Annotated in this window: 23 protein-coding genes; 13 read left to right on the forward strand and 10 right to left on the reverse strand. The window is 71.3% G+C overall.

From position 1 onward, the window contains the following. Positions 1-8 precede the first annotated feature (8 nt). The 6 genes from V6V47_RS13935 (at position 9) to V6V47_RS13960 (ending at position 6,718) form a co-directional block, all read left to right on the forward strand. Entirely contained in the window at positions 9-1,376 is a 1,368-nt protein-coding gene (locus V6V47_RS13935; protein ID WP_334628606.1) for an ATP-binding protein, read from the forward strand. Beyond that, positions 1,373-2,662 carry a type III PLP-dependent enzyme gene (locus V6V47_RS13940; RefSeq protein WP_334628607.1) on the forward strand — a complete coding sequence of 430 codons (1,290 nt, stop codon included), beginning with the start codon at positions 1,373-1,375 and terminating at the stop codon, positions 2,660-2,662. The genes V6V47_RS13935 and V6V47_RS13940 overlap by 4 nt, the downstream gene beginning before the upstream one ends. A gap of 2 nt (positions 2,663-2,664) precedes the next feature. Further along, positions 2,665-3,552 (forward strand): hypothetical protein, encoded by an 888-nt coding sequence (locus V6V47_RS13945; RefSeq protein WP_334628608.1) that lies wholly within the window; start codon positions 2,665-2,667, stop codon positions 3,550-3,552. Further along, positions 3,549-4,139, forward strand: coding sequence for an acyl-CoA dehydrogenase family protein (locus V6V47_RS13950; RefSeq protein ID WP_334628609.1), 591 nt, complete (start codon positions 3,549-3,551; stop codon positions 4,137-4,139). Before V6V47_RS13945 ends, V6V47_RS13950 begins: the two co-directional genes overlap by 4 nt. Before the next feature lie 73 nt (positions 4,140-4,212). Then, complete coding sequence (locus V6V47_RS13955) at positions 4,213-5,361, forward strand: acyl-CoA dehydrogenase family protein (protein WP_334628610.1); 1,149 nt, start codon at positions 4,213-4,215, stop codon at positions 5,359-5,361. Then, positions 5,342-6,718, forward strand: coding sequence for an MATE family efflux transporter (locus V6V47_RS13960; protein WP_334628611.1), 1,377 nt, complete (start codon positions 5,342-5,344; stop codon positions 6,716-6,718). Before V6V47_RS13955 ends, V6V47_RS13960 begins: the two co-directional genes overlap by 20 nt. 144 nt (positions 6,719-6,862) lie before the next feature. On the opposite strand, the gene V6V47_RS13965 is transcribed toward V6V47_RS13960, so the two are convergent. The 3 genes from V6V47_RS13965 to V6V47_RS13980 form a co-directional block, all read right to left on the reverse strand. After that, positions 6,863-7,510: a 4'-phosphopantetheinyl transferase family protein gene (locus V6V47_RS13965; RefSeq protein WP_334628612.1), complete on the reverse strand. Its 648-nt coding sequence runs from the start codon at positions 7,508-7,510 to the stop codon at positions 6,863-6,865. A gap of 502 nt (positions 7,511-8,012) precedes the next feature. After that, complete coding sequence (locus V6V47_RS13975; RefSeq protein ID WP_334628613.1) at positions 8,013-9,053, reverse strand: glycosyltransferase family 4 protein; 1,041 nt, start codon at positions 9,051-9,053, stop codon at positions 8,013-8,015. 4 nt (positions 9,054-9,057) lie between these two features. Further along, entirely contained in the window at positions 9,058-10,383 is a 1,326-nt protein-coding gene (locus V6V47_RS13980) for a nucleotide sugar dehydrogenase (protein WP_334628614.1), read from the reverse strand. 259 nt (positions 10,384-10,642) lie between these two features. On the opposite strand from V6V47_RS13980, the gene V6V47_RS13985 reads away from it, so the two are divergent. The 3 genes from V6V47_RS13985 to V6V47_RS13995 are packed head-to-tail and all read left to right on the forward strand — an operon-like array spanning position 10,643 to position 14,165. After that, positions 10,643-12,052, forward strand: coding sequence for a class I adenylate-forming enzyme family protein (locus V6V47_RS13985; RefSeq protein ID WP_334628615.1), 1,410 nt, complete (start codon positions 10,643-10,645; stop codon positions 12,050-12,052). Positions 12,053-12,054: 2 nt separating this feature from the next. Continuing rightward, positions 12,055-13,020 (forward strand): NAD-dependent epimerase/dehydratase family protein, encoded by a 966-nt coding sequence (locus tag V6V47_RS13990; protein WP_334628616.1) that lies wholly within the window; start codon positions 12,055-12,057, stop codon positions 13,018-13,020. Next, positions 13,017-14,165 (forward strand): DegT/DnrJ/EryC1/StrS family aminotransferase, encoded by a 1,149-nt coding sequence (locus tag V6V47_RS13995; RefSeq protein WP_334628617.1) that lies wholly within the window; start codon positions 13,017-13,019, stop codon positions 14,163-14,165. Before V6V47_RS13990 ends, V6V47_RS13995 begins: the two co-directional genes overlap by 4 nt. A gap of 229 nt (positions 14,166-14,394) precedes the next feature. On the opposite strand, the gene V6V47_RS14000 is transcribed toward V6V47_RS13995, so the two are convergent. The 3 genes from V6V47_RS14000 to V6V47_RS14010 are packed head-to-tail and all read right to left on the reverse strand — an operon-like array spanning position 14,395 to position 17,515. Then, positions 14,395-15,411, reverse strand: a complete 1,017-nt coding sequence (locus V6V47_RS14000) for an alcohol dehydrogenase catalytic domain-containing protein (RefSeq protein WP_334628618.1) — start codon at positions 15,409-15,411, stop codon at positions 14,395-14,397. Beyond that, positions 15,408-17,252, reverse strand: a complete 1,845-nt coding sequence (locus tag V6V47_RS14005; RefSeq protein ID WP_334628619.1) for a glycoside hydrolase 5 family protein — start codon at positions 17,250-17,252, stop codon at positions 15,408-15,410. Before V6V47_RS14005 ends, V6V47_RS14000 begins: the two co-directional genes overlap by 4 nt. Continuing rightward, positions 17,249-17,515 (reverse strand): phosphopantetheine-binding protein, encoded by a 267-nt coding sequence (locus tag V6V47_RS14010; protein ID WP_334628620.1) that lies wholly within the window; start codon positions 17,513-17,515, stop codon positions 17,249-17,251. Before V6V47_RS14010 ends, V6V47_RS14005 begins: the two co-directional genes overlap by 4 nt. Positions 17,516-17,728: 213 nt before the next feature. On the opposite strand from V6V47_RS14010, the gene V6V47_RS14015 reads away from it, so the two are divergent. Further along, complete coding sequence (locus tag V6V47_RS14015; protein WP_334628621.1) at positions 17,729-18,577, forward strand: SAM-dependent methyltransferase; 849 nt, start codon at positions 17,729-17,731, stop codon at positions 18,575-18,577. A gap of 14 nt (positions 18,578-18,591) precedes the next feature. After that, positions 18,592-19,200, forward strand: coding sequence for a 4'-phosphopantetheinyl transferase family protein (locus V6V47_RS14020; protein ID WP_334628622.1), 609 nt, complete (start codon positions 18,592-18,594; stop codon positions 19,198-19,200). A gap of 88 nt (positions 19,201-19,288) precedes the next feature. On the opposite strand, the gene V6V47_RS14025 is transcribed toward V6V47_RS14020, so the two are convergent. The 4 genes from V6V47_RS14025 to V6V47_RS14040 form a co-directional block, all read right to left on the reverse strand. Continuing rightward, the gene (locus V6V47_RS14025) at positions 19,289-20,092 is read right to left on the reverse strand and encodes an ABC transporter permease (RefSeq protein WP_334628623.1); all 804 of its coding nucleotides are present in this window, start codon (positions 20,090-20,092) and stop codon (positions 19,289-19,291) included. An 8-nt stretch (positions 20,093-20,100) separates the two neighbouring features. After that, on the reverse strand, positions 20,101-20,859 hold the full coding sequence (locus tag V6V47_RS14030) for an ABC transporter permease (RefSeq protein WP_334628624.1): 759 nt from the start codon (positions 20,857-20,859) through the stop codon (positions 20,101-20,103). Positions 20,860-20,861: 2 nt separating this feature from the next. Continuing rightward, positions 20,862-21,794 (reverse strand): ABC transporter ATP-binding protein, encoded by a 933-nt coding sequence (locus V6V47_RS14035; RefSeq protein WP_442934235.1) that lies wholly within the window; start codon positions 21,792-21,794, stop codon positions 20,862-20,864. Positions 21,795-22,247: 453 nt separating this feature from the next. Further along, positions 22,248-22,514 (reverse strand): acyl carrier protein, encoded by a 267-nt coding sequence (locus V6V47_RS14040; RefSeq protein WP_334628625.1) that lies wholly within the window; start codon positions 22,512-22,514, stop codon positions 22,248-22,250. Between the two features lie 293 nt (positions 22,515-22,807). Between V6V47_RS14040 and V6V47_RS14045 the strand changes: the two genes are divergently transcribed. Next, on the forward strand, positions 22,808-24,193 hold the full coding sequence (locus V6V47_RS14045; RefSeq protein ID WP_334628626.1) for an aldehyde dehydrogenase family protein: 1,386 nt from the start codon (positions 22,808-22,810) through the stop codon (positions 24,191-24,193). After that, complete coding sequence (locus V6V47_RS14050; RefSeq protein WP_334628627.1) at positions 24,193-26,127, forward strand: NAD-dependent epimerase/dehydratase family protein; 1,935 nt, start codon at positions 24,193-24,195, stop codon at positions 26,125-26,127. Before V6V47_RS14045 ends, V6V47_RS14050 begins: the two co-directional genes overlap by 1 nt. Positions 26,128-26,160 lie beyond the last annotated feature (33 nt).

Here is a 26,160-nt window from a genome sequence, read left to right on the forward strand (position 1 = left end):
ACAGACGGATGGACTTCCTGACCCGGTTGAAGGTCGCGCTGTGCAGCGACGCCGCCACGCCGCTGGTGTTCCTCGGCAACTTCGAGGTCGAGGACCGCTGGGCGCAGGGCGAGCCCGGGCTGCCCCGCTACAGCCTGCGCACCGCTGCAGCGGTGGTCAACCGGATGGACGAGTTCGCGATGCTGCTCGCCGGCCCCGGCGACCACGTCGTACTGAAGGAGGAGCCCGACGCGGACTTCCTGGCCTATCTGGCCGACCTCGGCATCGCCCTGCCGTCGCTGCTGTGCGTCCGAGGCCAGAACCCGGCGCGGGTGGTGACCGAGGACGCGCTGGCCGACTCCGCGCTGCTGGAGCGCCTGCGTGAGCTGGGCAGAGGCGGCGCCCGGCTATTGCCGCACGGAGTCTCGGCCCTAGAGGAGCGTCTAGCAGCCGCAGGTGGCATCGCGGTGGCCGGCAGCCCGGCGGCGATCTGCAAGGCGGTCAACAGCAAGATCTACAGCAGGTTGATCGCCGACGAGCTGGGCCTGCGCCAGCCCGACGGCTGGACCTGCGCGAGCCTGCCGGAGTGGGATGCCGCGGTATCGCGGGCACTCGCGGTTCTGCGGGACGGCGGAAGAATCGTCGTCAAGGATGCGTTCGGTGTCTCCGGCAAGGGCATCCTCGTCATCGACGACGAGCGGATCCTGCGCTCACTCGACCGCAAGCTCCGGGCCCGAGCCGACCGCACCGGCGACGATCGGCTGACCCTGCTCATCGAACGCTGGGTGGCTAAGCGGACCGACCTGAACTACCAGGTGACGGTCGGCCGGGACGGCACGGTCCGGTTCGACTTCGTCAAGGAGGCGATCACCACCAATGCAGTCCACAAGGGGCACCGGTTCCCGGCCGACCTCAGCCCGACCCAACACGACGAGCTGCGCGCCGCCGGCGAGGCCATCGGGCGCCGGCTGGCCGCCGACGGCTACTGCGGCGTGGCCGGCATCGATGCGCTCGCTGGCGCGGACGATCGGCTGTTCCCGGTAATCGAAATCAACGCCCGCAACAACATGTCTACCTACCAGACCCGTCTGCAGGAAGCGTTCGTACCGTCCGACCGGTTGCTGGCGGCCCGCCAGTATCCGCTGCGCCTCGGCGCGCGGCTGCCCTTCAAGCGGCTGCGCGCCGCGCTCGACGGGATCCTGCTGACCGCCGCGGCCGGCGCCGGAGTACTCGTCCACAACTTCGCGACTGTCAATGCCGCGGCCAGCGGCGATGCTGAGCCGTTCGACGGTCGCCTGTACGCGCTCCTCGTCTCCGACACGCCCGCAGGGCTGAACGCGCTCGACGCGGAGCTGACCAACCGGCTCACCAGACTTGCGGAGGGGACCAGAGCATGAGCGAGGAGTTCACGGTGCAAGGCATCCCGGTCGGCGAGATCGCCGAGCGGTTCGGCACCCCGATGTACCTCTACGACGCCGACGTGCTGCGCGGGCAGTTCACCGCGCTGCGCGCGGCGCTGCATCCGGCCGTCGAGATCTTCTTCTCGCTGAAGTCCAACCCGAACCTGTCGATCTGCGCGCTGCTCGGCTCGCTCGGCGCCCGCGCTGAAGTCTCGTCCATGGCCGAGCTCGTCACCGCACAGCGGGCCGGCATCGCCCCGGAGAACATCATGTTCCTCGGACCGGGCAAGAGTATTGCGGAGCTGACGGCGTGCGTGCGGTCGGGCATCGGCGCGTTGGTCTGCGAGTCGCTCGGCGAGCTGGCCCTCATCGGCCGCATCGCCCGGCAGCATGACCAGGTCGTCCCCGTGGTGCTGCGAGTCAATCCGGGCTTCTCCGTCAAGGGATCGGGGCTGACGATGGGCGGCAAGCCCCGACAGTTCGGCATCGACGATACGCAGCTTCTCGACGCCGACCCGGCCACGATCCGCGTCGACGGCGTCCGGCTGGCCGGTATCCACGCGTACATGGGCACCCGGATCCTCACTGAGGACGCCATCGTGGAGAACACCGCGCGGATCTTCGAGCTGGCCGAGCGGATCTCCGCCCACGCCGACTTCCCGCTGGATCTGGTCGATGTCGGAGGCGGGCTCGGCGTCGCCTACTTCGAGGGCGAGTCCGACCTGGACCTGCCCACGCTGGCCGACCGGCTCAACCCGGTCATCGACGGCTTCGCCGCCAGACACCCCGGGACGCGGCTGATCCTGGAGTCCGGCCGCTACCTCACCGCGCTCGCCGGCACCTACGTGAGCCGGGTCGCCTACGTGAAGTCCTCGATGGGCGAGAACTTCGCGGTCACCGACGGGGGCACCAACCACCACATGGCGGCCGTGGGCGTCGGCTCGTTCGTCAAGCGCAACTTCCCGATGTCGCTGCTGAGCCGGACCGACGAGCCGGCCACCGAGCGATGGCATGTGACCGGGCCGCTGTGCACGCCGAACGACACCATCGGCCGGGCCGTGCAGCTGCCCTCCCTGCGCCCCGGCGACCTGATCGGTGTGCTCCGCTCGGGTGCCTATGGCCCCACCGCGTCGCCCGTGCTGTTCCTGAGCCACGGCAGCCCGGCCGAGGTTCTCGTGCTCGACGGGCAGGCGCACCTCGTCCGAGCCCGAGACACGGTGGAGGATCTGCTGCGGCCGCAGCGGCTGGTGGTACCCGAGCCGGCCGTCGCCGCCGGGGCGTAGGCGTGCACGTGACGACCCCGCCGCCGCTGGCGGGCCGCCGTGTCCCGGGCGCGCCGGTGGTGCTACCACTGCGGCTCGCGGAGGCCCGGTGGCGCATCTTCCCGCCGGCCGACGACGAGCTGGGCCCGGCACTGTACGACCAGATCGACCGGTACCTCGGCGACCTGGTCGTCAACTACGGTCGGGCGTACCGGCCGGAGGTCCTTCGCGACGCCCGGCCGGTCTCGTTCGCCGCCATGGCGGCGCAGATCGTCGGCGACGGTCCGTCCGTCGACCTAGTCGTGCTAGCCCACGCCAAACCCGACGTCGACCCTCGGCTCTCGGCTGGCTGCCTGCTGACCGAGACACTTCCCGGTGCGCCGGTCGCGTTCGCCGTATCGGAGCAGGGCCGCGTCGCGATGTTCACGGCGTTACGGGTCGCCAGCGCCTACGCGGCGAGTGAGCCATTCGCCCGCGTGCTCGTCATGGCGTTCGACCAGCGTGCGGTGCCGTGGCAGGTGGCCGAACGGGAGGCCGTGCCCGGCATCGACGCGGCGGTCGCGCTGGTGTTCGACCGGGTGCCACCGGGCGACCCGGGCGGCGTCCTCCTTTGGCAGCACAACGGCGTGGCGCCCGACGCGGTCGGCGACCGGCTGGCCGCGGACCTGGCGGAGCTGGCGGGCCGGACCAACCCGACCTGCCCGGTCCGGGTGCTCGCCGGGCCCGGCGTGCCCCCGGACGCTCTGCCGCCGTCGCTTGACCGTTCGGACGCCGTCAGCTGGGCCGGCCCGATGGCCACCTCCGTCTGGCCGGCCGCCGCCACCGGCGCCGGGCCGCTGGTCCTCGTCGAGTACGACGATCGGTTCGGCTACCTGTCGCTGTGCCGGCTCGACCTACCGGATGCCGCGTGAGCGACCCGCGGCGCACCGCGCGAGCGGGCCGACCCGCAGCGGCATTCGCCGAGTTGCGGGCCGAGGTCCTCGACGTCGCGATCCCGTACGGCCCGGGCGGCCACGCCGTCGCGCCGGCCGCCCTCCTCGTCGACGCGAACGCCCGCCAGCATGCTGCCACACCGCTCGCCGAGCTGACCGTGGGTCCGGACCGATGGCTGGCGATCCGAAGTGCCGGGTCAGCCCCACCCGAGCCGCCCGAGGCGTGGCGGACCGGCGTGCTGCGGCTACGTCTCGGCCTGTCCCAGTGGCTGCTCGACCGATGCCTCGACCATCTCGGCGAACGCACCTCGGGCGGCATCCCGCTGATCAGCCACCAGCTGGTGCGGGTCGAGCTGGCTGAGGCGGCCGCCGATCAGCTGATCGTCGAGCTGTCCACGGGCGGCCTGGAGCCGGCAGGGCTCCATAGGTTGCACGAGCGGCTCCTGCACACCGACCGCGCTCTGCTGCGGCTGCTCGGCGCCGCAGGCTACCGCAGCGACGGCCCGGGACAGGTGGCACTGCTGTCCGAGCTGCTCGCCGACGTCTACAGCGGGGCAGCTGCATGATCGAGCCGGAGTGCGGTTCAGGGGTCCGTCATCAGCGGCTCGGCACATGCGGCCGGAGTGAAGCGGAGGACGCGTGATCGAGCTGGACGACCGGCTGGCAACACTGCGCCGGCACACCCGGGCCTGGTCCGACGATCTGCGGGCGCACGCACTGGACGCCGACCGGGAACCCGGCACGCCCCGCGCCCTCGACAGCGCCGCCGTGTCCTACCTGCGGCGGACCACCATCCCGCCGCAGTTCAACGACGACCCGCCGGTCCTCGACGGCCACCGCTTCGACGGCATGACCGCCATTGAGCGAGTCGTCGCCGGCGAGGAGCTGGCCCGCGGCGACGCCGGCACTCTGCTGGCCGCCCCCGGCCCGGCGCTGTGTGGGGTGCTGGTGAGCCGGCTCGGCGACTCGGAGCAGCAGGAGGGCTTCTTCGCGAGGGCACAGGAAGGCACGCTGTGGACGGCCTTCGCGCTTACCGAACCCACTGGCGGCTCGGACGCGGGCCGGCTCGCCACAACGCTGGCCGCGACCGGCGACGGCCACCGCCTCGATGGCACCAAGCGGTACGTAGGCAACGCCGCCCGGGCGCGCGTCGCTGCGGTGTTCGCCCGCAACGGACCCGGCCCACTGAGTGTCACCGCCGTCCTCGTCGACACCACCGACCCCGGCTACGCAGCCACGCCACTGCCAATGATCGGCCTGCGGGCGGCGCAGCTGTGCGCGGTGACGCTCGACGGCGTGGCCGTGGCGGAGCGCGACGTCCTGGGCCGGCACCTGTCCGCGTCCGCGGCCGGGATGTGGGCGGCGACGCAGACCTTCAACCAGCTCCGCCCGGGCGTCGCCGCGATCGGACTGGGCATCGCGCGGGCCGCGCTCGACTACGTGTCGGCGAACCGGCGGTCGCTGCGCTGCGCCGAGCGGATACGCGTCGACGGACTGGAGGCCGACCTCCACGCGGCCCGCCGCCTGCTCTACGCCGCCGCGTACGCGGTGGACGCGAACCCCCGCAACGGGCATGCCGGCTCGGCGGCCAAGGCACGGGCGGCCGCGGTCGCGGAGGACGCCACCCTCGCCGCGCTCGCCCTGTTCGGGGCGGGCGCCCGCCTGGAGCACCCGCTGCTGGACAAGCTCGCTCGGGACGCCCGCGGGGTCGAGTTCATGGAAGGCACCCGCAACATCCAGCGCCTCAACGCCAGTCAGGGAGTCATCAATGGCCGCTTCGGCCGGTGAGACGACACATCCGCACACGGCCCTCGCGGCTGAGCGGCGCGCGCTGTGGCGCATGGTCGCGCCGATGGTGCCCAGCGAGCTCATCGGGGTCATCACCCCGGCCGCCGTGCTCGTGCTCATGGGCATCATGGGAGGCGACGCGCTGTACGTACGGTCGTTGTTCACGCCGCTGGCCTTCCTGTTCTTCGCACTGCAGGCCGGTATCGGGGTGAGCGCCCAGGTCGCCGCGGCCGTCGCGCACGGTGGTGGGCAGCCGGGCGCCGTCGCTGCGGGTGTGGCCAGCATTGCCCGGGTCGGCTTCCCGTGTGTGGCACTCGTCGGGCTCGTCGCCGCGCTATGCGCGCAACCGCTGGCCACCCTGCTCTCCGTCGAGCCGGCGGTGCGTGCGGACTTCGTGGCGTTCGTGCGATGGGTGAGTGCCGCGATGGTGCTCCTGCCGGGACCGGCGCTGTGCGTCGCGGCGCTGCGCGGCACCGGCCATCCATGGCTGGGCGGCCTCGTGCTGGTCACCACCGCACTGTTCGAGATCGGCCTGGTGTACCTGCTCGGCCTGCGCTGGGGTCTGGGTAGCCTCAGCGTGCCGGCCGCGGCGGCCGTCGGCGGCGTCGCCGGCACCGTCCTCGGCCTCATCCTCGCGCGGCGCCGCTCGGTGTGGCCGGCCGGCGCCGCGCTCACCTGGCGGCCCGAGGTCACCGGCCTCCTCGTACGGATCGGACTGCCGGTGGCGATGTCGTTCGTCTTGGTCTTCGCCAGCAACCTCGGGATGCTGTGGGTCCTGTCGACGTTCGGGCCCTTCGTGGTGTCCGGTTTCGCCGCCGCCATCACGCTGCAGAGCGTGCTCGTCGTACCGGCCGTGGCGCTCGGCTCCGGGGTCGCGATCCTGATGAACCAGCACCTCGGTGCCGGCCAACCACAGCGGCTGCGGGCGCTGCTGCGGGCCGGGCTCGAACTCGGGGCCGGCGGCTACGCGCTCACCGCGCTGGTGTGCTGGTCGGCTCGCGACCCGCTGGCCTTGGTTCTGACCGGCGATCCCGCTGTGGCCCACGAGACGAGCCGCTACCTGGCGGTGGTCTCGCCGACGTACGCGCTGTTCGGCCTCGTACTGCTGGCGCTGACGGTGCTGGAACAGATCGGCCACGGCCCGCTGGCCCTGGTGCTGAACGTCGTGTACTTCGCCGGCGTCGTCGCAGTGGGCGGCTGGCTGGCGCGGCGCGGATCCAGCCCGAGTGCGCTGTACGACGCCGTGGCGGTGGCCAACCTCGGCGGCGTGACCGTTGTGGCGACCCTCGTCGCGCTCGTCCGCCGGATGTCGCGGGCCGGGGCTGCACCGGCGGTGGCCGCGATCACGGCACCTTGAGCGCTCACGCCGGTCGAAGCGCCGGTAGCCCTCCGCCGCATCATGGTGCCCGGGCGTCGAGTCGTCGAAGACGGCCAGCAGCGCGTTGCGCAGCTGGCCCGAGGCGGGCAGGATCATTGTCGTTGACCGCGCCCCGAGCCTCGGCTACCTCCGCGTGAGCGTCTCGGGGTCAACCCGGAACGGCTGCGGGCCGGCCAGTGCGACCGCTGCGCGAAATCCCGGCGGAGCGACGATATCGGCCACCGCGTACCGCGTACCGTCGTGCTCGACCACCTGGAACGCGCCCCCGGCGACCGGCAGGCGCAGGCCCCGGGTCAGCCGGTCGCCGGCCGCTTTGACGACTGCCTCCTTGCGTGCCCACAGCGCGGCGAACCGCTCCGGGCCGCGATCGCCGGACCGGGCCACCAGCGCGGCCTCGCCCAGCGGGAAGAAGCGGGCTGCCATGGCGGCCACGTCGAGGCTCGGCAGGACCTGCTGCAGGTCGACGCCGACGGCCCGGTCGGGGCTCACCGCGACGAGGACCAGGCCGCCAGAATGGGAGAGGTTGACCCGCAGCACAGCGTCAGCCAGCTCCGGCTTGCCGTTGGGGCCGTAGGTCCAGCAGACCGCGGCCGGTGGCACCGCGAGGCGATCCGCGACGACGCGACGGACCGCGGCGTGCGCGACGGCGAAGCGGTGCCGGTCGAGCGGGTGCCCGATCGTCTCGCACTGCCGGCGCTCCGCCTCGTCCAGCAGCTCCGTCTCGGCCATGGCCGTCGCCGTATCGACGAGGTGGAGCTCGACAACGCTCATGGGCGCAGCAGGTCGGGTGCGGCAGCCAGCACGTCGGCCGGACCGTGGGATCGCCACGGAGGGGATGCGGCCGAATGCGCCGACATGTCGATGACCGACGTGGAGGCGGGCCTAGCGGAGTCCTGCGCGTACCCCTTGTCGGCGATCAGCACATCAGGTCGCTTGCGGGGCCGTCCGGGTCCGGGCTCGTTGACCCAGATCGCATCGAGCAACGCCAGGAGCTGTGGGGTGTCGCCGGACTTGATGGGGAGTCCCCTTTTCGCGGGCGCCAGCGGCAGTACCAAGGCGGGTATGGCTTCGCGGCGCTGAGCTGCATCGTCCTGGTCCTCACCCTCTCGTTTGGGATCGCGTCGCTGCGCCTGGCCCTTTACCCACTGCGGCGTGTCAGCGGTGCTGCTCCTCTTCCTGGGCCTGCCCCCGGGACAGCGAACGAAGATCGGCCTTGCATTGTCGCGCCCACATCACCTGGAACCGCTTAACGCCCTACGGCACCCGATCGCAGCTAACAGCACCGCCCTGGATAACCGGCCTCGACCGCCTCCGCGACGCGCTCCCAGCTCATCTCGGCCCGGACCCGCAGCAGGCCGGCCCGCCCCAGCGCGGTCCGCTTGGCGTCATCGGACAGCAGGTCCAGCAGATGAGCGGCGACCGACTCTGGATCATGATCGACGACAAGACCGTCCACTCCGTCGCGGACAACGTCGCCGACCCCGGGAAAGCGCCCGGCGACGACCGGCTTGCCCAGCGCCCACGCCTCAACGAAGACCAGGGGGAACACGTCGGCCCGTGTCGGCAGGCAGAACACGTCGCACGCGGCGAGCGCGTCATGCTTGAGCTGGTCGTCCACCACACCCAGATCCACGATGCGCCGGTCGGTCACGGTGCGGAAGGCAGGGGCGGCAGCGGGCTCGCCGTACGGTCCGGCGAACAGGAAGGTGACATCCGGGCGGGCCGCCCACACCAGCGGCGCGGCGTCCAGCAGTGTGCGGTACCCCTTCGCCGCCACCCTCCGCCCGAGAAAGAGCACCGACCGGTCGGACACCGGGTACCGCGCCCGGAACGCCGCCGGGTCGGGCCTGCCGACCAGATCCGGCGCCGAAGGCAGCCGCCTCATCCGGGCCGGGTCGACGCCCAGCGCGCGGATCCGCTCCGCTTCGGTGGCCGTCAGCACGTACACGACGTCGGCCTGGCGGCACAGCCGCTCTCCGGCCGGGATGTCCGGCCACCACTCCGGGGTCGACGCCGGGGTGAGGGCGAAGCACGCTCCGGCGCGGTCGGCGAGTTCCTTGGCCCGCTGCACCACCACCGGCTGGGCCAGGTCGTAGGCGTGCACTACGTCCGGGGCGAACGTCTGCGCCGCGCCGGCCGTTTCGAACCGCCGCCACCGCTCGGCGTCGCCGCCGGCGGGCAACTGCGCGTCGGTCATCACCGCCGTCTGGTGACCGCGCCGCGCGAGGGCTGCGGTGGTCCGCCAGGCCATGCGCTGAGCGCCGGAGGTCTGCCCACCGTCGATGCAGCCGAACGCGGTGAGTATCCGGCGCACGCCGTCAACCTCGTCCGAGCCGGAGATAGTCGACACCCTCCGCGTCGCTCAGCCGATCGGCCAGCACACCCCACATGTCGAACACGACCGGGTCCGGTCGCATCGCGGCACGCAGGAGCTGCGGCGTCAGGTCCGCGTAGCCGGGATGGTCGGTGAGCAGGATGAGGGCGTCGCTGTCGCGCAGGCCCTCCTCCAGGTCGACGGGTTTGAACCCGATCGACGCCGTCCGTTCGGCAGGCACGAGGAAGTCGTGCGCGACCAGGAGGCCGACCTGCGCGCCCAGCTCGCGGGCGATGACCTCCGAAGCGGCCCCGCGCACGTCGTCGGTCGCAGGCCGGCTCTTGTAGGCGACCCCGCAGACGAACACCTTGCACTCCTCGACCGGAGTCTGGCGGACGGCCAGGGCGCCGAGCACCCGCTGGGCGGCGCGGACGGGCACGTTCTCGTTGACCTTGCGCGCGGCGGCGACCATGGGTGGCCGGTAGCCGACCGCCTCGCCGCTGTGCACCAGCAGGTACGGATCCTTGGTCAGGCAACTGCCGCCGACGAAGCCCGGTCTGGCGAGGTCGGGGCGCGGATAGCGGACGTTGGCGGCGCGGATCACCTCGTTGGCGTCCAGCCGCAGATGCTCGGCGAGTGTCGCCAGCTCATTGCCGAAGCCGTAGATCAGGTCGGTGTGCGCGTTGCACGCGAGCTTGACCAACTCGGCGGCCTCCAGCGAGGAGACATGCACCTGGTCGGGTGCGATCCGGTCGAACAGCGCCCGGGCGCGCTCCCGGGACCGCTCGTCGAGCGCGCCGACGACCTGCGGCAGAGATCGGATCTCGGCCAGCGCACGGCCCTGGATGGTGCGCTCCGGGCAGAACGCGAGCAGCGGCTCATCCACCACTGTGCGCAGGACGGACAGCACCTTGTCGCGGCAGGTGCCGACCGGAACGGTGCTGCGCACCACCACCAGGGTCTGCGGGCCGATGTGCGCCGCGACGGCGGCCACCGCCGCTTCGAGCTGGCGCAGGTCCGGCTGACACGAGGCGAGGTCGAACGGGGTGCCCACGCAGATCACGACGGCAGCTGACGGCGTGTCCGGGAGTCCTCCAGCGAAGGTGAGGGCCCCCGGTGGCAGGGCGCGCAACTCGTCGTGCAGACCAGGCTCGAAGAACGATGGTCTGCCCGCCGCGGCTGCGGCCCGAGCGTCACCGTCGGTGTCGACCCCCAGCGTCCGCACGCCCGCGGCGGCGAAACAGACCGCGAGCGGCAATCCGACGTAGCCTAGGCCGACGATCGTGACGGCGTGGCCGTCCTCGCCGCCGGCGCGGTGCTCTCCTGACATCCGCCGCCCTCATCTCGTGCGCCTCTCCCGTCCGGACGGCGCTTCTTCCGGCCAGCCTCCCGCACGCAGTGCCACGCGACAGCCCCATCACAGACGGTCGAAGGACCTGGACACCCAGCTATACCCATTATCGACCGTTGCCGCTGTCACGCACCCGCCCTAGCGTGAGCCCTAGACGTGGCCGAACGGGTCCCGACCTGGTCTTCGAGGGTCAGTGATGCTCGGACCGGAGTTCTGCGGGTCAGTGAGGCGGAGCAGTGTGAGAACCGAGCTGGGCAGCGCGTTGCGCACGAACGCGCGACGTTACGGCGGGCAGACCGCCCTCACCGTGTACCAGGGCCGGCACCGAACGTCACTGTCCTGGGCCGACCTGGAGCGGAAGGCCCAGCTCGCGGCAACCCGCTGCGGCGAGCTGTTCCCACAGCGACACACGATCCTGTACGCCGTCGACAACACCGTCGCCGGGCTGACCGGACTGCTCGGTGTGCTGCTGGCCGGTGTCGACGTCGCGGTCTTCGAATCCGGCAGCCGGCAGCTGCGCGATCCCGGTTCGGTCTTCTACGCGGCCGGGACCCGGACCCTGGTCACGAGCGACACCACCGGACAGCCCGACGGGTACGAGATCATCCCAGTCGACCGGCTCGTCGCGCCGGATGGCCGAGTCCCATCGAGCCACCCTCACCCGGCCGGCGAAGTCCACGTCTACCAGGCGACCTCCGGTTCGACCGGTGAATCCCGGCTGGCGCGGCAGCCCCTGTCGAACCTGGTGCGCGGCGGCACCCTCTACCGGGACATCTACGGCATCACCCCCGACGACGTCATCGTCGCCGCAGTGCCTGCCGCCCACTCCTTCGGGATGGTGGGAGGCCTCTTCGCCGCCATTGTCTCCGGTGCCGCGCTGACCATGTTCACCCAGTTCAACCCGCGCGGGCTGGCCACCGCCGTCGAGGAGAGCTCCGTCTTGCTCGGCACCCCGCTGGTGTACGAGCTGGTGACGCGCACCGTCCACCCCCGGCCGAGCCGGCTGCGGCTGGCGCTGTCATCCGGCGGCGCGATCTCCGCCGACGTCGCGGCTGCCGCAGGCAAGCGGTTGGGCACCCGTGTGCTCCAGGTCTACGGCAGCACCGAGACCGGGCTGATCGCCTGCCAGCGGCCGACCGACCGGCCGTGGCCCGCGGACTGCGTGGGGCTACCGGCAGGCGATGCCGAGTTCCGGTTCGACGATGGTCGGCTGCTGGTACGCACCACGACGATGTTCCGCGGCTACCTGGGCGAGTCGTCTCCGCCACCGACCTTTCACGACACCGGCGACCTGGCCGTGCTCGACGAGGACGGGCGGCTCTTCCTGCGCGGGCGTCGCAGCGCGTTCATCAACGTGGGCGGCCGGAAGGTGAACACCGCCCGCGTCCAGAGGGTGGTCGCCGAGTATCCGGGTCTCGCCGAGTCCGCCGTGTACGGCGCCGACTCCCTCGGCGGGCAGGAGGTCCACGTGGCGATCGTGCTGACGGGCGGAGGGTCGGTCGCGGAGCTGATCGCGCACTGCCGCACCCGGCTGGCGGCCTACGAAGTGCCGCACCGGGTGCACGAACTGTCCCGGCTGCCGCGTACCGGTATGGGAAAGGTCGATCTCACCAGCCTGCCTGGCAGGTCCCAGCGGAAGGACGGGTGAACGTGCGAAGAGCATTGGTCACCGGTGGCGCCGGCTTCATCGGCCTGCACCTGTGCCGTCGGCTGCTCGCCGACGGTTTCGAGGTCGTCGTCGTGGACAACATGTCGCGGCACGGTACGGACGACGCGCTCGTCGCGCTGCGCCCGCACCTGCGGATCATCGACCACGACCTGACGGACGGGATGCCGTCCTCGCTACCCGCGCAGTACGACATCGTGTTCCATCTCGCCGCATGGGTGGGCGTCGACCGGGTGGCCCGCGAGCCGTTCCGGGTGCTGCGGGACAACGTCGCCGGCACCATGGCGCTGGTCGACTGGTGCACCCGCCGCTCGGTCGGGGCCCTCTTCCTCAGCTCCACCAGCGAGGTGGCCGACGGGGCCGCCGCGGCGGGCCTGACTGGCTTCCCGGTGCCCGAGGACGGCGCGTTCGTGCTGCGGCAGCCGCATGAGGCGCGCGCCACGTACGCGTTGAGCAAGCTGGTCAGCGAGGCGCTGCTGCTGCACCACGGCGGGTTTCCGATCCGGATCGGCCGCTACTACAACGTGTACGGGCCGAGGATGGGCCTCAACCACGTCATCCCGCAGTTCGTGGACCGCGCATTGCAGGGCGTCGACCCGTTCCCCATCTATGGCGGTACGAACACCCGGGCGTTCTGCCATGTCTCCGACGCGGTCGAGGCGACCATGCGTCTGGCCGAGCTGCCAGGCGCGGCACCGGTGACGGCCAACATCGGCGACGACACCACCGAACTGTCCATGCGGGACCTGGCCGAGCTGGTCACCCGGGCGGTGGGGACCGCACCGCGCCTGGAAGTCCACGCGGCTCCCCCGGGTTCTCCGGACCGGCGGGTCCCCGACCTGACGCGGCTGCGGGAGCTGACCGGATACCGGCCGCGGACGGGACTGGCCGCAGGGATCGCCGACACCGTGCGCTGGTACGCCGAGCGCCTGGTGAAGGTCCCTCGATGAGCGCCGCCGACACCATGGCATGGCGGGTGCCCCTCGGCGCGACGACGCTCGGCGACCGCGAGATTGCCGCTGTGACCGACGTGCTCACCAGCGGCTGGCTGTCGATGGGACCGGTCACCAGAGCGTTCGAGCTGGAGTTCGCGCGCGCCCTGGACGTCGCCGACGCGGTCGCGGTGAGCAGCGGCACGGCCGCGCTGCACTTGGCGCTGCTGGCGCTCGGCATCGGCCCCGGTGACGAGGTCGTCATGCCGTCGTTGTCCTTCGTCGCCGGTGCGGCGATGACCGTCGCCGTCGGCGCCGTGCCGGTCTTCGCCGATGTGCGCTCCCCCACCGATCTCACCATCGATCCGGACGACGTCGAACGCCGCATCACCGCGCGCACCCGGGCGGTGGTCGTGATGCACTACGCCGGATACCCCACGGACCTGGCCGCCCTGCGCCGGCTCACCGCCGAGCGCGGGCTCCTCCTGATCGAGGACGCCGCGCACGCCCCTGTGGTGCGCGATCGCGGCGGCGCGTGCCTCGGCACCGTCGGCGACGTCGGCTGCTTCAGCTTCTACGCCAACAAGAACATGACCACCGGCGAGGGCGGCATGATCGTCGCCACCGATCCGGAGGTGCTGGCCCGCTGTCGGTCGCTGCGGTCACACGCGATGAGCACGTCACCGCGCGAACGCGACAGCGGCTCGGGGTACGACATCACCGCGCTGGGCTTCAACTACCGGCCGACCGAGATCGGCGCCGCGATAGGTCGGGTCCAGCTGCAACGGCTCGCCACTGACCGCGAGGTCCGCGCCGCCGTCGTGGCCGACTACCGCACGGCGCTGGCCGCTGTTCCGGAGCTGGTGCTGCCCTTCGCCGACCGCCCGCCCGCGGTCACCGCCGATCACCTCTTCGCGGTCGTGCTGCCCGCCTGGACCTCGAGGCCCGCGTTCCGTGCCGCGCTGCGGTCGGCCGGCGTGCAGACGTCGGTGCACTACACGCCGACCCACCACCTCACCTACTACCGGCGAGCGCTACCTGACCTGCGGCTGCCGGTCACCGACGCGGTCGCCGAGCAGTTGGTGTCGCTACCGCTGCACGCGTCGATGACAGGCGACCAATCCCGCATCGTCGTCGACGCCGTGCTCGCCGCGCTGCGATGACGCGTCGACCCCCTCGAGGAAGTCGAGCCGCACATGTTCGGTTTCGCCGACGGCGGTGGGAACCACCACATGGCCGCGGTGGGTGTCGGCTGGTTCGTGAAACGCAACGTCCCCCTGGTGTTGTTGAAGTATTAACGAGCCCCCGATCGGACGGTGGAACGTCACCGGTCTTCTGCGCACACCGGACGGGCCGGTGCGGACCGCTCCGCGAGCGCCGACCCGGCCGCGGTTAGGGGATCAGCAGCACCTTGAGCGACTCACGTCGATCGAATCCGCGATATCCCTCAACGGCCTCGGCCAGCGGCAGGCGGTCGGAGACGACCGCAGTCGGGTCCACCGCACCCGACCTGAGCAGAGCCACCACCGCTTCGCGGTCACGGATCGGATCACCGACGACGAAGCGCAGGGTCAGTTCCCGGGTGAACGCACGCTGCGTATGCAACGGCATCGCCACTGAACTGTGTGCCCCGACGGCGACCACCGTGCCCCGACGGCCGGCGCTGTCGACGGCGCACGCCAGCGCCGCATCATTGCCGACGGCTTCGATGACCGCCTGGGCGTCGCCGAGCGTGGCGGGCAGCAGGGCGGGCTCGACCGCCGCGAAGCCGCGCGCCTCGACCTCGATACGCCGGGCCGGATGGGGATCAGCGACGACGACGCGCGACGCACCGGCGGCCGCGGCGCACATGGCGGCGAGCTGCCCGAGGGCACCTCCGCCGACGACCCCGACCGTGAATCCCGGGGCGACCGCCGCGTCGACCGCGGCCCACGCCGTGGTCAGCAGGTCCCCCACGAACAGCATCTGCTCGTCGCCGAGGTCGTCAGGGCACGGGTACAGCACGGTGTCGGCGAACGGCACCCGCACGTACTCGCTCTGACCGCCGGCGACCGCCGGGCCGACGACCGTGTCGTAGCCGAACAGCGTTGCCTGCGCGCAGTGGTAGTGCCAGCCTTTCGCGCAGATCGCGCACAGGCCGCAGGCAATCACGTCGGAGGCCACCACCCGCGTGCCGCGCGGGATCGACACCTCGGCGCCGGCGTCGACGACCACACCCACAAACTCGTGTCCCAGGACCGTGCCCGCAGCGAATCCCGGGATCTGGCCCCGGTAGGGATGCAGGTCGCTGCCGCAGATCGCCGCCCGGGTGACCCGGACCACGGCGTCACGCGGATGCTCCACGGTCGGCTCGGGCAGGTCCGCTCGCACCGCGACATCTCGCGGGCCGCGATACACCACCGCTCTCACGCCGTCGCCTCCCCGAGCTCGACGACGGTCCAGTCCTTCGCCGCCAGAGCCACCGGCACGGCGTCCGACGGCGTAGCGAGCACGGTCTGGACCGGCCGGTCGGCGTGGTTCACCACCACGACGCACCGGGACCCGGACACGGTGCCGACTATCAGCTCGACCTCGGGCTCGGGGCAGTCAACCTTCGGCCGCACCCGCGCGACCTCGGCCAGCATGCGATAGAAGATCTCGCCGCATGCCGAGTCGAGGCCGCCTACTCCGTCGAGGAAGCGCTCGAGCGGCAGGTTCGTGTACAGGATCCGGCCGAGACCGACCGGGTTGTCGACGAGGGCGGGCGTGCCGTCGAGATACTCGGCGAGCACCGTGCCCGTGGTCGCCTCCAGGGTGGAGGGGGTGCCGACCTCGTCGCGCCAGTCCAGCGGCCAGCGCTGGTCACCCCAGCGCAGTCCGGCCTTGCCGGGGTCGCCGCGGCAGAAGTCGACCACCCGGGCTCCCGCCAGGTCGTCGCCGGGAAAACCGGTCAGGTGGCTGCCGGAGGAGAGGTAGACCGTGGCTCCGCGCTCCGCCAACTCGCGGATCCGGCGCAGGTCGCGCAGGGTCAGATGCTCCACCGAGGGGCAGATCACCAGCCCCGGCCCGGCACCGTCCGGCATCGGTGTGCTCTCGGCGAGCATGATGTGGCCGAGGTGGGCGCGAGTGAGCAGCAGGTCGGCGACGAACACCGCCCGCGGCCCGGCGCCGCTGATGTCCTGGTAGGACTCGACCGGGTGGCGCAGCCGCTCGTTGAGGAAGATCGCGGCCTGCGCCGGGCCGCGGTCGACCGCGAGGGAAGGTGTCGTCCGGGAGATCCGGCGCAGAGCCCGCAGCCTGGGCTTGGGGTTTCCGTCGGCGGTGACGAGCCCGGCAGCCCGTTCGGTGGGGCGCTGGCGGTAGGGGTCGGCCTCGGACACGATGTCGGTCCAGCACCACACGAAGACCCCGGCGGCACCGGCCGCGATGCTCGCCGCCGCGCTGGCACCCAGGAACGCCGTCGCCGTCGGCTCATCGACGCCGTAGCTGCCCATCTCGTCGATGAGCGGGGCGCCGTACGCGGCGGCGAACCGGGCCACGAACGGCGCCAGGTTGGTCGCCTTGTACGACTTCGTCGACTCGATGCCGCCAGGCGACCACAGCGGGAACGCGTGCACACCGAGCAGGTCGAGCTGCGCGGCGTTGTCCACGCCGAAGGGCGTGGTGTCGAACACCGCCGACGCGTCGTTGGCCTGCAGCACGAGGCTGTTCGGGGAGTGCGCGCGTACGGCCGCGACCAGCCGGGTGTACCAGGACGCCACGTCCGCCCGGGTGAGACGCCCGGCCTCGGCGGGGTCGACGTTGGCGATCTCGTCACCCAGGTCGAACGCGACGACGTTGTCGTGCTCGTGCAACCTGGCGGCGATCCGCCCGGCCAGTTGCTCCTGGCGTTCCAGCATCAGCGGGTCGCGCCACAGGCTGCGCGCCTCGCGCCAGGGCAGGTCGAGCCGCTCGCCGTTCATCCAGATCGTGAACAACGAGATCAGGCAGTGCAGTCCGTTCGATCGCGCCGCGCTCACCACCTCGGCGAGCCGGTCGAGGCTGACGGGGTCGATCTGCCCCTGCTCCGGTTCGAAGTCGCGCCAGATCACGAAGATCCGGACGGCGTTGAGCTCGGCGCGCGCCATCGCGGCGAAGTCGCGACGGATGGTGTCCGGATCCCAGTCGACCCAGATCCGGCAGCCGGCCAGCGCCGGGAAGTAGTTCGCGCCCAGCAGCCGCAGCGGTGCACCGTCGCGAAGGAGTGTCCCTTCGCGCACGGTGTATGTCATTGCTCTGCACCGATGAGGTCGGCCAGGTACTCGGGGGTCGCGTTCTCGAAGATGCCCAGGAGCAGGGCGTTACGCAGACGATCGGCCTCCTCGCCCTCGGTGGGATGCCACCGGGAGACCAGTTGGGTGATCAGCGCGACAGCGCGCAACGAGTCACCGCCGGCCAGGAAGAAGTCGTCCGAGTCCGCCAGCGGAGGGCGCATGAGCACGCTGCCCATCTCCCTGCCGACGATCTCGGTGAACTGTGCTCGCGTCAGATCCATGGCGACGATGACCTCCTGATCGGCCGATTCAGCGCGCCCCCAGCCGCCGAGGCACGGCTACGCTGACGGTGCCAGCACATGGTGCCAACGGCCGGTCACGGCGATAAGCGACCTTCGTCCGGCCACTGCGGCTACCCGGCCGGCCATAGCCGTACGGAGGAGTGGATCGACGGCATCCGGGCCACTTCAATTCGGCAGGTGGACACCGACCGCATGATTGACCGGCAATCGATGGCAGCCGTGGCGAAAACCGCGCTCTGGACCGCCGCGGCGCGCGCCCGCGAGAGCAGCCGACCGGACCGGATCTTCGACGATCCCTTCGCCGGGCTGCTCGCCGGGGAGGAAGGGGCCGCACTGCTGCAGCACTTCCACACCGACCGTGCGCCCAGCGACGGCAACCCCTTCATCGCCATCCGCACCAGATGGTTCGACGACTTCATCGGCGACGCGTGCGGCGGGACGCCCGCGCAGGTGGTGGCGTTGGGCGCCGGCCTGGACACCCGGTGGTACCGGCTGCCGTGGTCCGACGGCACCACGCTGTTCGAGCTGGATCAGGCTTCGCTGCTGGCGTACAAGGTGGACCGGTTGCACGACGTCCCCGTGCCCGCGAGTGCGCAGCGGCACATCGTGCCCGTGGCCTTCGACGACACCGACGGATGGGTCGACGCGTTGTCGGCAGCGGGATTTGACCCCGGCCGCCCGACAGTGTGGTTCGGCGAGGGACTGTTGTTCTACCTGCCCGAGCCGCTCGCCCACCGGCTGCTGAGCCGCGCGGCTGACCTCTCCGTTCCTGGCAGCCGCCTGGCCGTGGACCTGATCGGCACGGGCATCTTCTCCTTCCCGTACACGCAGGAGTTCCTGCGCCGGCTGCGGGAGGCGAACAGCCCGTGGCGGTTCGGCACCGACGACCCGGCCGGCTTCGTGGCCGGCACCGGCTGGCAGGTCGACGCGGTCCTGGAGCCGGGCATGCCGGCGGCGGCATTCGGTCGCTGGCCGGAGGCGAGCACCCCACCGCCGACGGCGGTCGTGCCGCGCAGCTATTTCGTGTCCGCGCGGCGGTAGGCACCGGCGGGCTCATGGTATCGATCTGGTGGGTCCGGCCGTCCGCAGTCAATGATCACGACCGCTCGCTGCTGTCGGCTTCGGAGCTGGCCCGGATGGAGCGCATGGGCCAGCCGGCCGACCGTGACCGGTTCGCTGCCGCCTGGTCCTTGGCCAGGCGGCAGCTGGGCGAGCTGACCGGGCTGCCGCCGCGGAGCCTCACCTTTTCCCGCTCATGCGAGAACTGCGCGCACCCGTCACACGGGCGTCCCCGGCTGACGTTCGCGGGGCCGCAGTTCTCGCTGTCGCATTCAGGCGACCGAGTGCTGCTGGCGGTCTGCGAGCGGCAGCGGGTAGGCGCAGACGTCGAGCAGGTCGGACGCGATATCGACGGACTCCGGCGGCTGGTCCTGCACCCTGAGGAGCCCGCGGAGATCGCCGGGATGACGCTGCTGCGGCTGTGGGTGCGCAAGGAGGCGCTGCTCAAGGTGACCGGTCTGCGCGTGACCCAGATGGCCAGACTGAACGCGGCCGCCCCACCTCCGGGGGTCCGGGTGTGGGACACAGCGGCCGACGACGGCTACGTCGCCGCGGTCGCGACCATGCACAGCGCCGATCCGCCACGCTTCGCGCGGCGTCGCTGACCCGAGGAAAGGCAACGGCCGCCGGGGCAGCGACCGGGGCCCCTGTTCGGGGGTCACCGGTCCGCGCCCGGCGGCCGCCGCGCCCGGGTCAGCGGCGCAGGGCCCGATCCACCTGGCGGACCGCCAGATAGCCGCAGACGGGGATCATCACGGCCAGGTATGCCGCGTGCACGAGCGTGCCCTGCCCCGCCGCGCCAAGCGACAGCGCCCGCACCAGTTCCACGGCGTGGTAGAGCGGGGTCGCCTCGATGATGACCTGCAACGCCGGTGGGTAGGTGGCGATGGGTGCGAACGTACCGGAGAACAGGAACAGCGCAAGCTGGCCAGTGGTGACGAGTTCGAAGTCCTGCCACCCCCGCAGCGTGGCGCTGATCGCCAGGCCCAGCGCGCTGAAAGCGGCTCCGATCAGCACCGTCGCGGCGAGCGTCGGGACCGCCGCGCCCAGCGTGACGAGCCCGAACGCGACCGTGACGCCGAGGAAGAGCAGGCTGTAGACCGCGCCTCGCAGCGTCGCAGCGACCAGCTCACCGGCCACGATCTCCGTGGCCCGCACGCCCGCGGCGAACTGGTTCTCGACGACGCCGGCGAACTTGAGCTTGCTGAAGAACCCGAAGATGCTCTCGCCGAAGGCACCGCTGAACGCGCAGAAGGCCAGCATCGCCGGTGCGACGAAACTCTGATAGGAGATGGCCAGGTCGCCGTACTGCACCGCCCCGCCGATGAGCTGTCCGACGCCGACGCCGATCGACAGCAGGTACAGCAGCGGCTCCAGGATGCCCGACACCAACAGCAGCCAGTATGACGGCCCGACCCGGGTCGCCTTGCCGTTGCGCTCCAGCACGGCCGCCGCTCGGCGGGCGGAGAGCCGGTGCGCGATTGCCATTGTCACCATGGATCCCCCTAGTCGACGAGCCGCTTGCGGAACGCCTGCCGCGCCAGTACGTAGCCGACGACCAGGTACGCCGCCAGGACGCCGAGGTGGGCCGCGACCGGCCAGGCTGGCGTCGTGCCCAGCATCGTGGCGCGGACCAGCTCGACGCCGTGCCACAGCGGCAGCGCGTAGGCCAGCGGCTGCACGTACTCGGGCATGGCGGCGACCGGAAAATACACGCCCGAGAACAGCGTGGTCGGCACCACCGCGAACCGGAACAGCAGCGGGAAGTAGCTGTCGCTGCGGATCGTCGCGGAGAACGCCGCCACAAGCGCGGTGCAGGCGATCGCCAGCAGCGCACACACGAGCGGTGCCAGCAGCGTCCAGATCGAGTGCACGGCACCGATCGCGGCCGTGACAGCCAGGAACACGGACACGGCGAGCCCCAGCACGACCAGCACGAACAGGAACCAGCCGGCGAGCATGTCGTTGATGCGGACTCGGGTGTTGCGCATGACGTAGAGGCCGCCGACCCAGGCGAAGTCGACGAACACGGCGTAGGTGGACGAGCTCACCCCGATCTGAAAGGCGAGCGTGGCGAGCAGGCCGGGCGCGATCCAGTCCAGGTAGCTGAACCCGCCGACGCGGCCGACGTATTCGCCGACGCCCATGCCGATGCTGACCAGGTAGAGGATGGGCACGAGGAAGAACGAGAACGCGGTGGTCCGCCAGAGGCTCCGGTAGATGAGCAGGTGGCGTTCGAACACCGCGGTCGATGGATGCGCCATGCCTATTCCACCAGCATCCTTCCCGTGAGGCGGAAGAACACGTCCTCCAGGGTCGAGCGCCGGACGAGGACGCCCGAGGGCGCCAAGCCCCGCCGGTGCACCTCCGCCGCGGCCGCGTCTGCGTCTACCGCGTAGATCAGCAGCCGCTCCGGCAGCACATCGATCCGGTCGCCGATGCCGTCCACCTTGTCGCGATACTGCTCGACCGGGTCGTCGCCGAACCGCAGCTCGACGACGTGCGGACCGGCATGGGCGGCGATCAGGTCGCGAGGCGACCCGACAGCGACGACCTTGCCCAGGTCCATCACCGCGATCCGGTCGCACAGCTGCTCGGCCTCGTCCATGTAGTGGGTGCTCAGGAGCAGCGTGACGCCACGCTGCTTGAGCCGGTAGAGGCGCTCCCAGAGCAGGTGCCGGGCCTGGGGGTCCAGACCGGTGGTCGGCTCGTCCAGAATCACCAGGTCGGGATTGTTGATCATCGCGCGGGCGATGCTGAGCCGCCGCTTCATGCCTCCGGACAGCGTGTCCACCCGGTCGCCGGCCCGGTCCGCCAGCTGGACGAACTCGGCATGCTCGTCCGCGCGCTGCCGGGACAGCGCCCGGGACATGCCGAAGTACCTGGCGTAGGTGATCAGGTTCTCCCGTACGGTGAGCTCCTGGTCCAGCCGGTCGGCCTGCCCGCAGATCCCCATCCGACTGCGGATGCGCACCTCGTCGGAGAGCGGATCCATCCCGAGCACGCGCAAAGTGCCACCGCTGGGGCGCGAGATGCAGCTGATCATGTGCATGGTGGTCGTCTTGCCCGCGCCGTTCGGTCCCAGCAACCCGAACGTCTCACCGCGGACAATGTCCAGATCGACACCGTTGACGGCGGTGTTGTCTCCGTAACGCTTGATCAGCCCGCTGGCGTGAACCACGCTGTCCGGCATCATGATGCTCCCCGCATGTCTCCAGCGGGCCTGACCCGCGCCCGGGCGGCTGATTCCGGGCTGCCCGGGCCAGGCGGCCACAACAGCTGGTCGGACATCAATGTGCTCCTTTTCCATGCGGGCGGAATCCTCTGGCGAATCGTCGTCGGCGCAGGATTCGGCACGCATCATCGCGGTCGCCGGCACGGCATGCCAGGCGCCTGCCGCGTGAAACCGCCTACAAGCTACTACCGATGAATCGCTGCGAGAAGCGCTCTTACTCGTCCGATCCGGAGAATCTGCACCCTCATCATTTGCCGATCGGATTGACATGCCAGGCCGGCAGATTGTGCTTGCCAAAAGGCGCTCAGCATGCTTTATGACAGCGGTATCGACGGGACCGGCCTAGGCGCCGATCGGCGCAAAAGAGAAGGCGGCCGGCAATGCCACCTCGGTCGCGGCCGCGCCGTCGGCGCGGGATCAGGAGACGGCCTGGCGCTCCACGAAGCTGATCAGCGATCCCACCGTCTCGAGGTCCTGCGGCTCGAGTTCGTCCGGATCGAACTCGAAACTCAGCCGCGTCTCGATCTGCGTCAGCAGCACCAGGATGCTGGTGGAGTCGAAACCCAGGTCATCGAAGAACCGGGTCTCGCGGGAGATCGACGCGGGTTCGCGGTCCAGCATGTCGGCGATCGCGCCGACGAGGTCGCCGGCAACGCCGCCGGCCGGAGTGTGTGCAGTGTCCATCGGTCTCTCCTGTCAATCTCTGTGCCGGCACCGGCGCCCGCAGCTCACAGCGCGCCGAGCTCACCGGCGGCACGTGGTCGTGGCCGCGCGAGCCGACGGGGCGCCGCCGACAGATGCTCACCGAACCGCCGACAACCCGGCAAGACTCCCCGGTACGCACAACAGACCTGGCCGAAAAGGCATGTCCATAAACAGCGTCGTCGGCCGACGCCGCCACGGCCAGACTGGGGCTACCGCCCACGCGCCGACCGGACGTCGGGCGCGACGATGATCCGACAGCTGGTGGAGACCACGTGACGACAACCGTTACCGCCGCTCGAGAAAGCAGACTGCCGGTGGCCAATCCCGCCACGGGGCAGGTCTTCGACCACGCCCCGCGGTGCACCGTCGACGCGCTGGAGCGCATCGTCGCGCGTGCCCGCAGCGAGTTCCGGGATTGGTCGCGCCGCACCGACGCCGACCGGCGGGAGCATCTGCACGCCTGCGGTGCCGCGCTGTCCCACCACGTCGAGGAACTCGCCGAGCTGCTCGCACGTGAACAGGGCAAGCCGCTGGCCGACGCGCGCGCCGAGGTTGGGCTCGCCGCGGACTGGTTCCGGCACACCGCCGCACTACCGCTGGAGCGCGAGTCGCTCGTCGACGAGCCGGCGGCCCACATCGCCATGGACCGTGTCCCATACGGCGTCGTCGCGGCGATCGCACCGTCGAACTATCCGATCATCCTGGCGGTCACAAAGATCGCTCCAGCGCTGCTGGCCGGCAACACGGTCGTGCTCAAGCCGTCACCCCTGACACCGCTGTCGTCACTGCGGATGGCCGAGATCCTGACCGGCGCCCTGCCGCCGGGCGTGCTCACCGCCGTGGTCGGCGACGCCGAACTCGGCCACGCCCTGGTCGCGCACCCGGACGTCGCGCTCGTCTCGTTCACCGGATCCATCGAGGTCGGTCGCGCGATCGCCGGCACTGCAGCCGCACGTCTGGCCCACACGGTGCTCGAACTGGGCGGCAACGATCCCTGCATCGTCCTGCCCGACACGGACGTCACCGCGATCGCCGAACAGATCTTCTGGCGCGCCATGCGCAACAGCGGCCAGTTCTGCGCCGCCATCAAGCGCGTCTACGTCCCGGAGGACCGCCGGCGCGAACTCGTCGAGGCCCTGTCGGCGCTGGCGGACAGGGTGGTGGTGGGCGACGGGCTCGAGGCCGGCACCGAACTGGGGCCGCTGGTGAGCCGACAGCTCGCCGATCGCGTCGCAGCGCTGGTCGAGGATGCCGGTGCCCGCGGCGCGACGGTTCACCACGGTGGGGCCGCGAGCCGGGGAGGCGGGTACTTCCACCGCCCGACCATCGTCTCGGACCTGCCGGCCGGCACCGAACTGGAGCTCACCGAGCAGTTCGGCCCGGTGCTCCCGGTGATCTCCTACCACGAGCTCGCGGACGCCGTAGCGCGGGCGAACTCCACCGAGTACGGCCTGGGCGCCTCAGTCTGGGGTGACCCTTCGGCTGCGCGCGCCGTGGCCGACGAACTCGACTGCGGCACCGTCTGGATCAACGACCACGGCGACCTGCGCCACGACGTGCCGTTCGGTGGCACCCGCAGCTCCGGCCTCGGCGTCGAATACGGCTACTGGGGCCTGCTGGAGTACACCCGCATCAAAATCACCTCGGTGAAGGGCTGATGACAGTGACCGTGCGCGACACCACCCACCCGGTCGTCACCGCCACGGTGATCACGCACCCCCGACGGCTGGATCAGGCACGGGCACTCGCGGCGGCACTGCCTGGCGGCGTCTGCGACGTCGTGACCGACCCCGACCCTTCCGGACCGCCCTCGGAGCTGAGGACCGCCCTGCGCGGCTGGTCGTCGGCGGGTGACCGCGCCACCCATCACCTGCTCATGCACGACGACATGAGCCCCCACCCGGGCCTGCTGAAACGGGTACACGCCGCCGTACGCGCGCACCCGGACGCCGCGCTCGCGCTCTTCGCGTTCTGGGGCTCCCGCAACGGCGCCGCGGTGCGGCAGGGCACCCTGTCCGGGGCGCGGTGGGTGCGTGCGGTCAACGAATGGACCCCAACCAATGCCGTCGTGCTGCCCCGGGAAGTCGCCGCGCGGTTCGTGACATGGGCAGGCACGCGGCGCACCAGCTGGCCCGCCGACGTACTGCTACACCGGTTCCTGCGGGAACAGGGCGTCCCGGCGTACGTTGCGGTGCCGAACCTCGTCGAACACGACAACGTGCGGTCACTGGCGAACAACGACTACCAGGGGTTGCGCCGGTCTGCGTGCTTCCTGCCGGACGAGCCCGTCCGGCCCGGCGACGAACTGCTGCGCGAACCGTCCGCCGTGCCGTTCTTCGTCGCGTTCACCTCGGCCGCCGCGCAGGCGGTCGTACCCGTTTCGGGCGCAGACCTGCCGCGTACCAGACACATACAGTGCGCGGAATACCTGGACCGCTTCGCCGTCGACGTGAGCCGGCTACGTGAACGCCGCCGACCCGACGCGCCCGGCGTCACGGACGACCTCGCCTGGATGACGTGGCTCACCGCGTACACCATGGGTGTGGTCAACCAGGCCGACGGGCACGCAGCGGTCAGCCTGGACGACCCGGTGCTGCGCGCCGCGCTCGGCACCATGGTCCAGGGCGGAATATCGCACCTCGTCGACGCCGCCGCCGCGAGCAGGACCGCGGCGGCCCTCGAAGCCACCATCTTCGACGGCCTGGAGGCGGGCCTCGGCCCGCTCCGCAGCCGCCGTTCCGCAGCCGGTCCGCGGCTCGGTGTCCTCGGCGCGGACACGTTCCTCGCCGAATACCTCGTCACACGGCTGGCCGACCTCGGCCGCCGCGTCACGCGGATCGATCCCGACGAGCCCAGCCTCGACGGGATAGATGTCATCGTGCTCGCTGGTCGGCACGCGACCGCCTTCGGTGCCGAAATCTCCGCGGCGGACGTCGAGCGAGAGCGCGACCAGATCCGCGCCCTGCTCACGGTTCGCGAAGGCGCCCGTGTCGTACTGCTGAGCTCGTACCGGGTCTACGACGGCTGCACCGGCCGGGTCGACGAGACGACCCCGCTCGCCGGAGGGGATCCGGTCACGGTGGCGCTCCGCGAGGTCGAGCTGCTCTGTGGGGACGCCGGCGCCGTGACGCTGCGGTTGGGTGCGGTCTATGGCCCGGGTACGCCGCCCGACCGAACAATCACGAAGATGGCCGGCCACGCGGCGGCAAGCCGGCCGATCACGGCGTGTACCGGAGGCTGGCCGATCCAGCTCGTCCACCTCAAGGACGTCGCCGACGCGGTCGCGGCGGTCGTCGACCGTCCCCCGGCGGACCGCCTGGTCAACGTGAGCGGCAGCGAGCCACTTCACCGCGGTGAGCTGGTCGATCTAGTGTGCCGGGTGGTACGCCCGGTCGACGACCGACCGGTGGCGTGCGCCGGCGGCGACAATCCGGTGGTCGACGTGTCGCGGGCACGGCGACTCGGTTGGCGGCCGACCGTCGAGGTCGAGCACGGCCTGCACGGCCTGACCCAGTGGCTGGCCCATGACACGTACTGGGAACCGGACGCGGACACCACCACCTGCCAGTGCCGTGCCGATCGTCCACACTGAATCCGTCGACCGCTGCCTTGACTAGGGGGCATG

This window comes from Micromonospora sp. CPCC 205539 (assembly GCF_036906815.1).
Taxonomy (GTDB): Bacteria; Actinomycetota; Actinomycetes; order Mycobacteriales; family Micromonosporaceae; genus Micromonospora.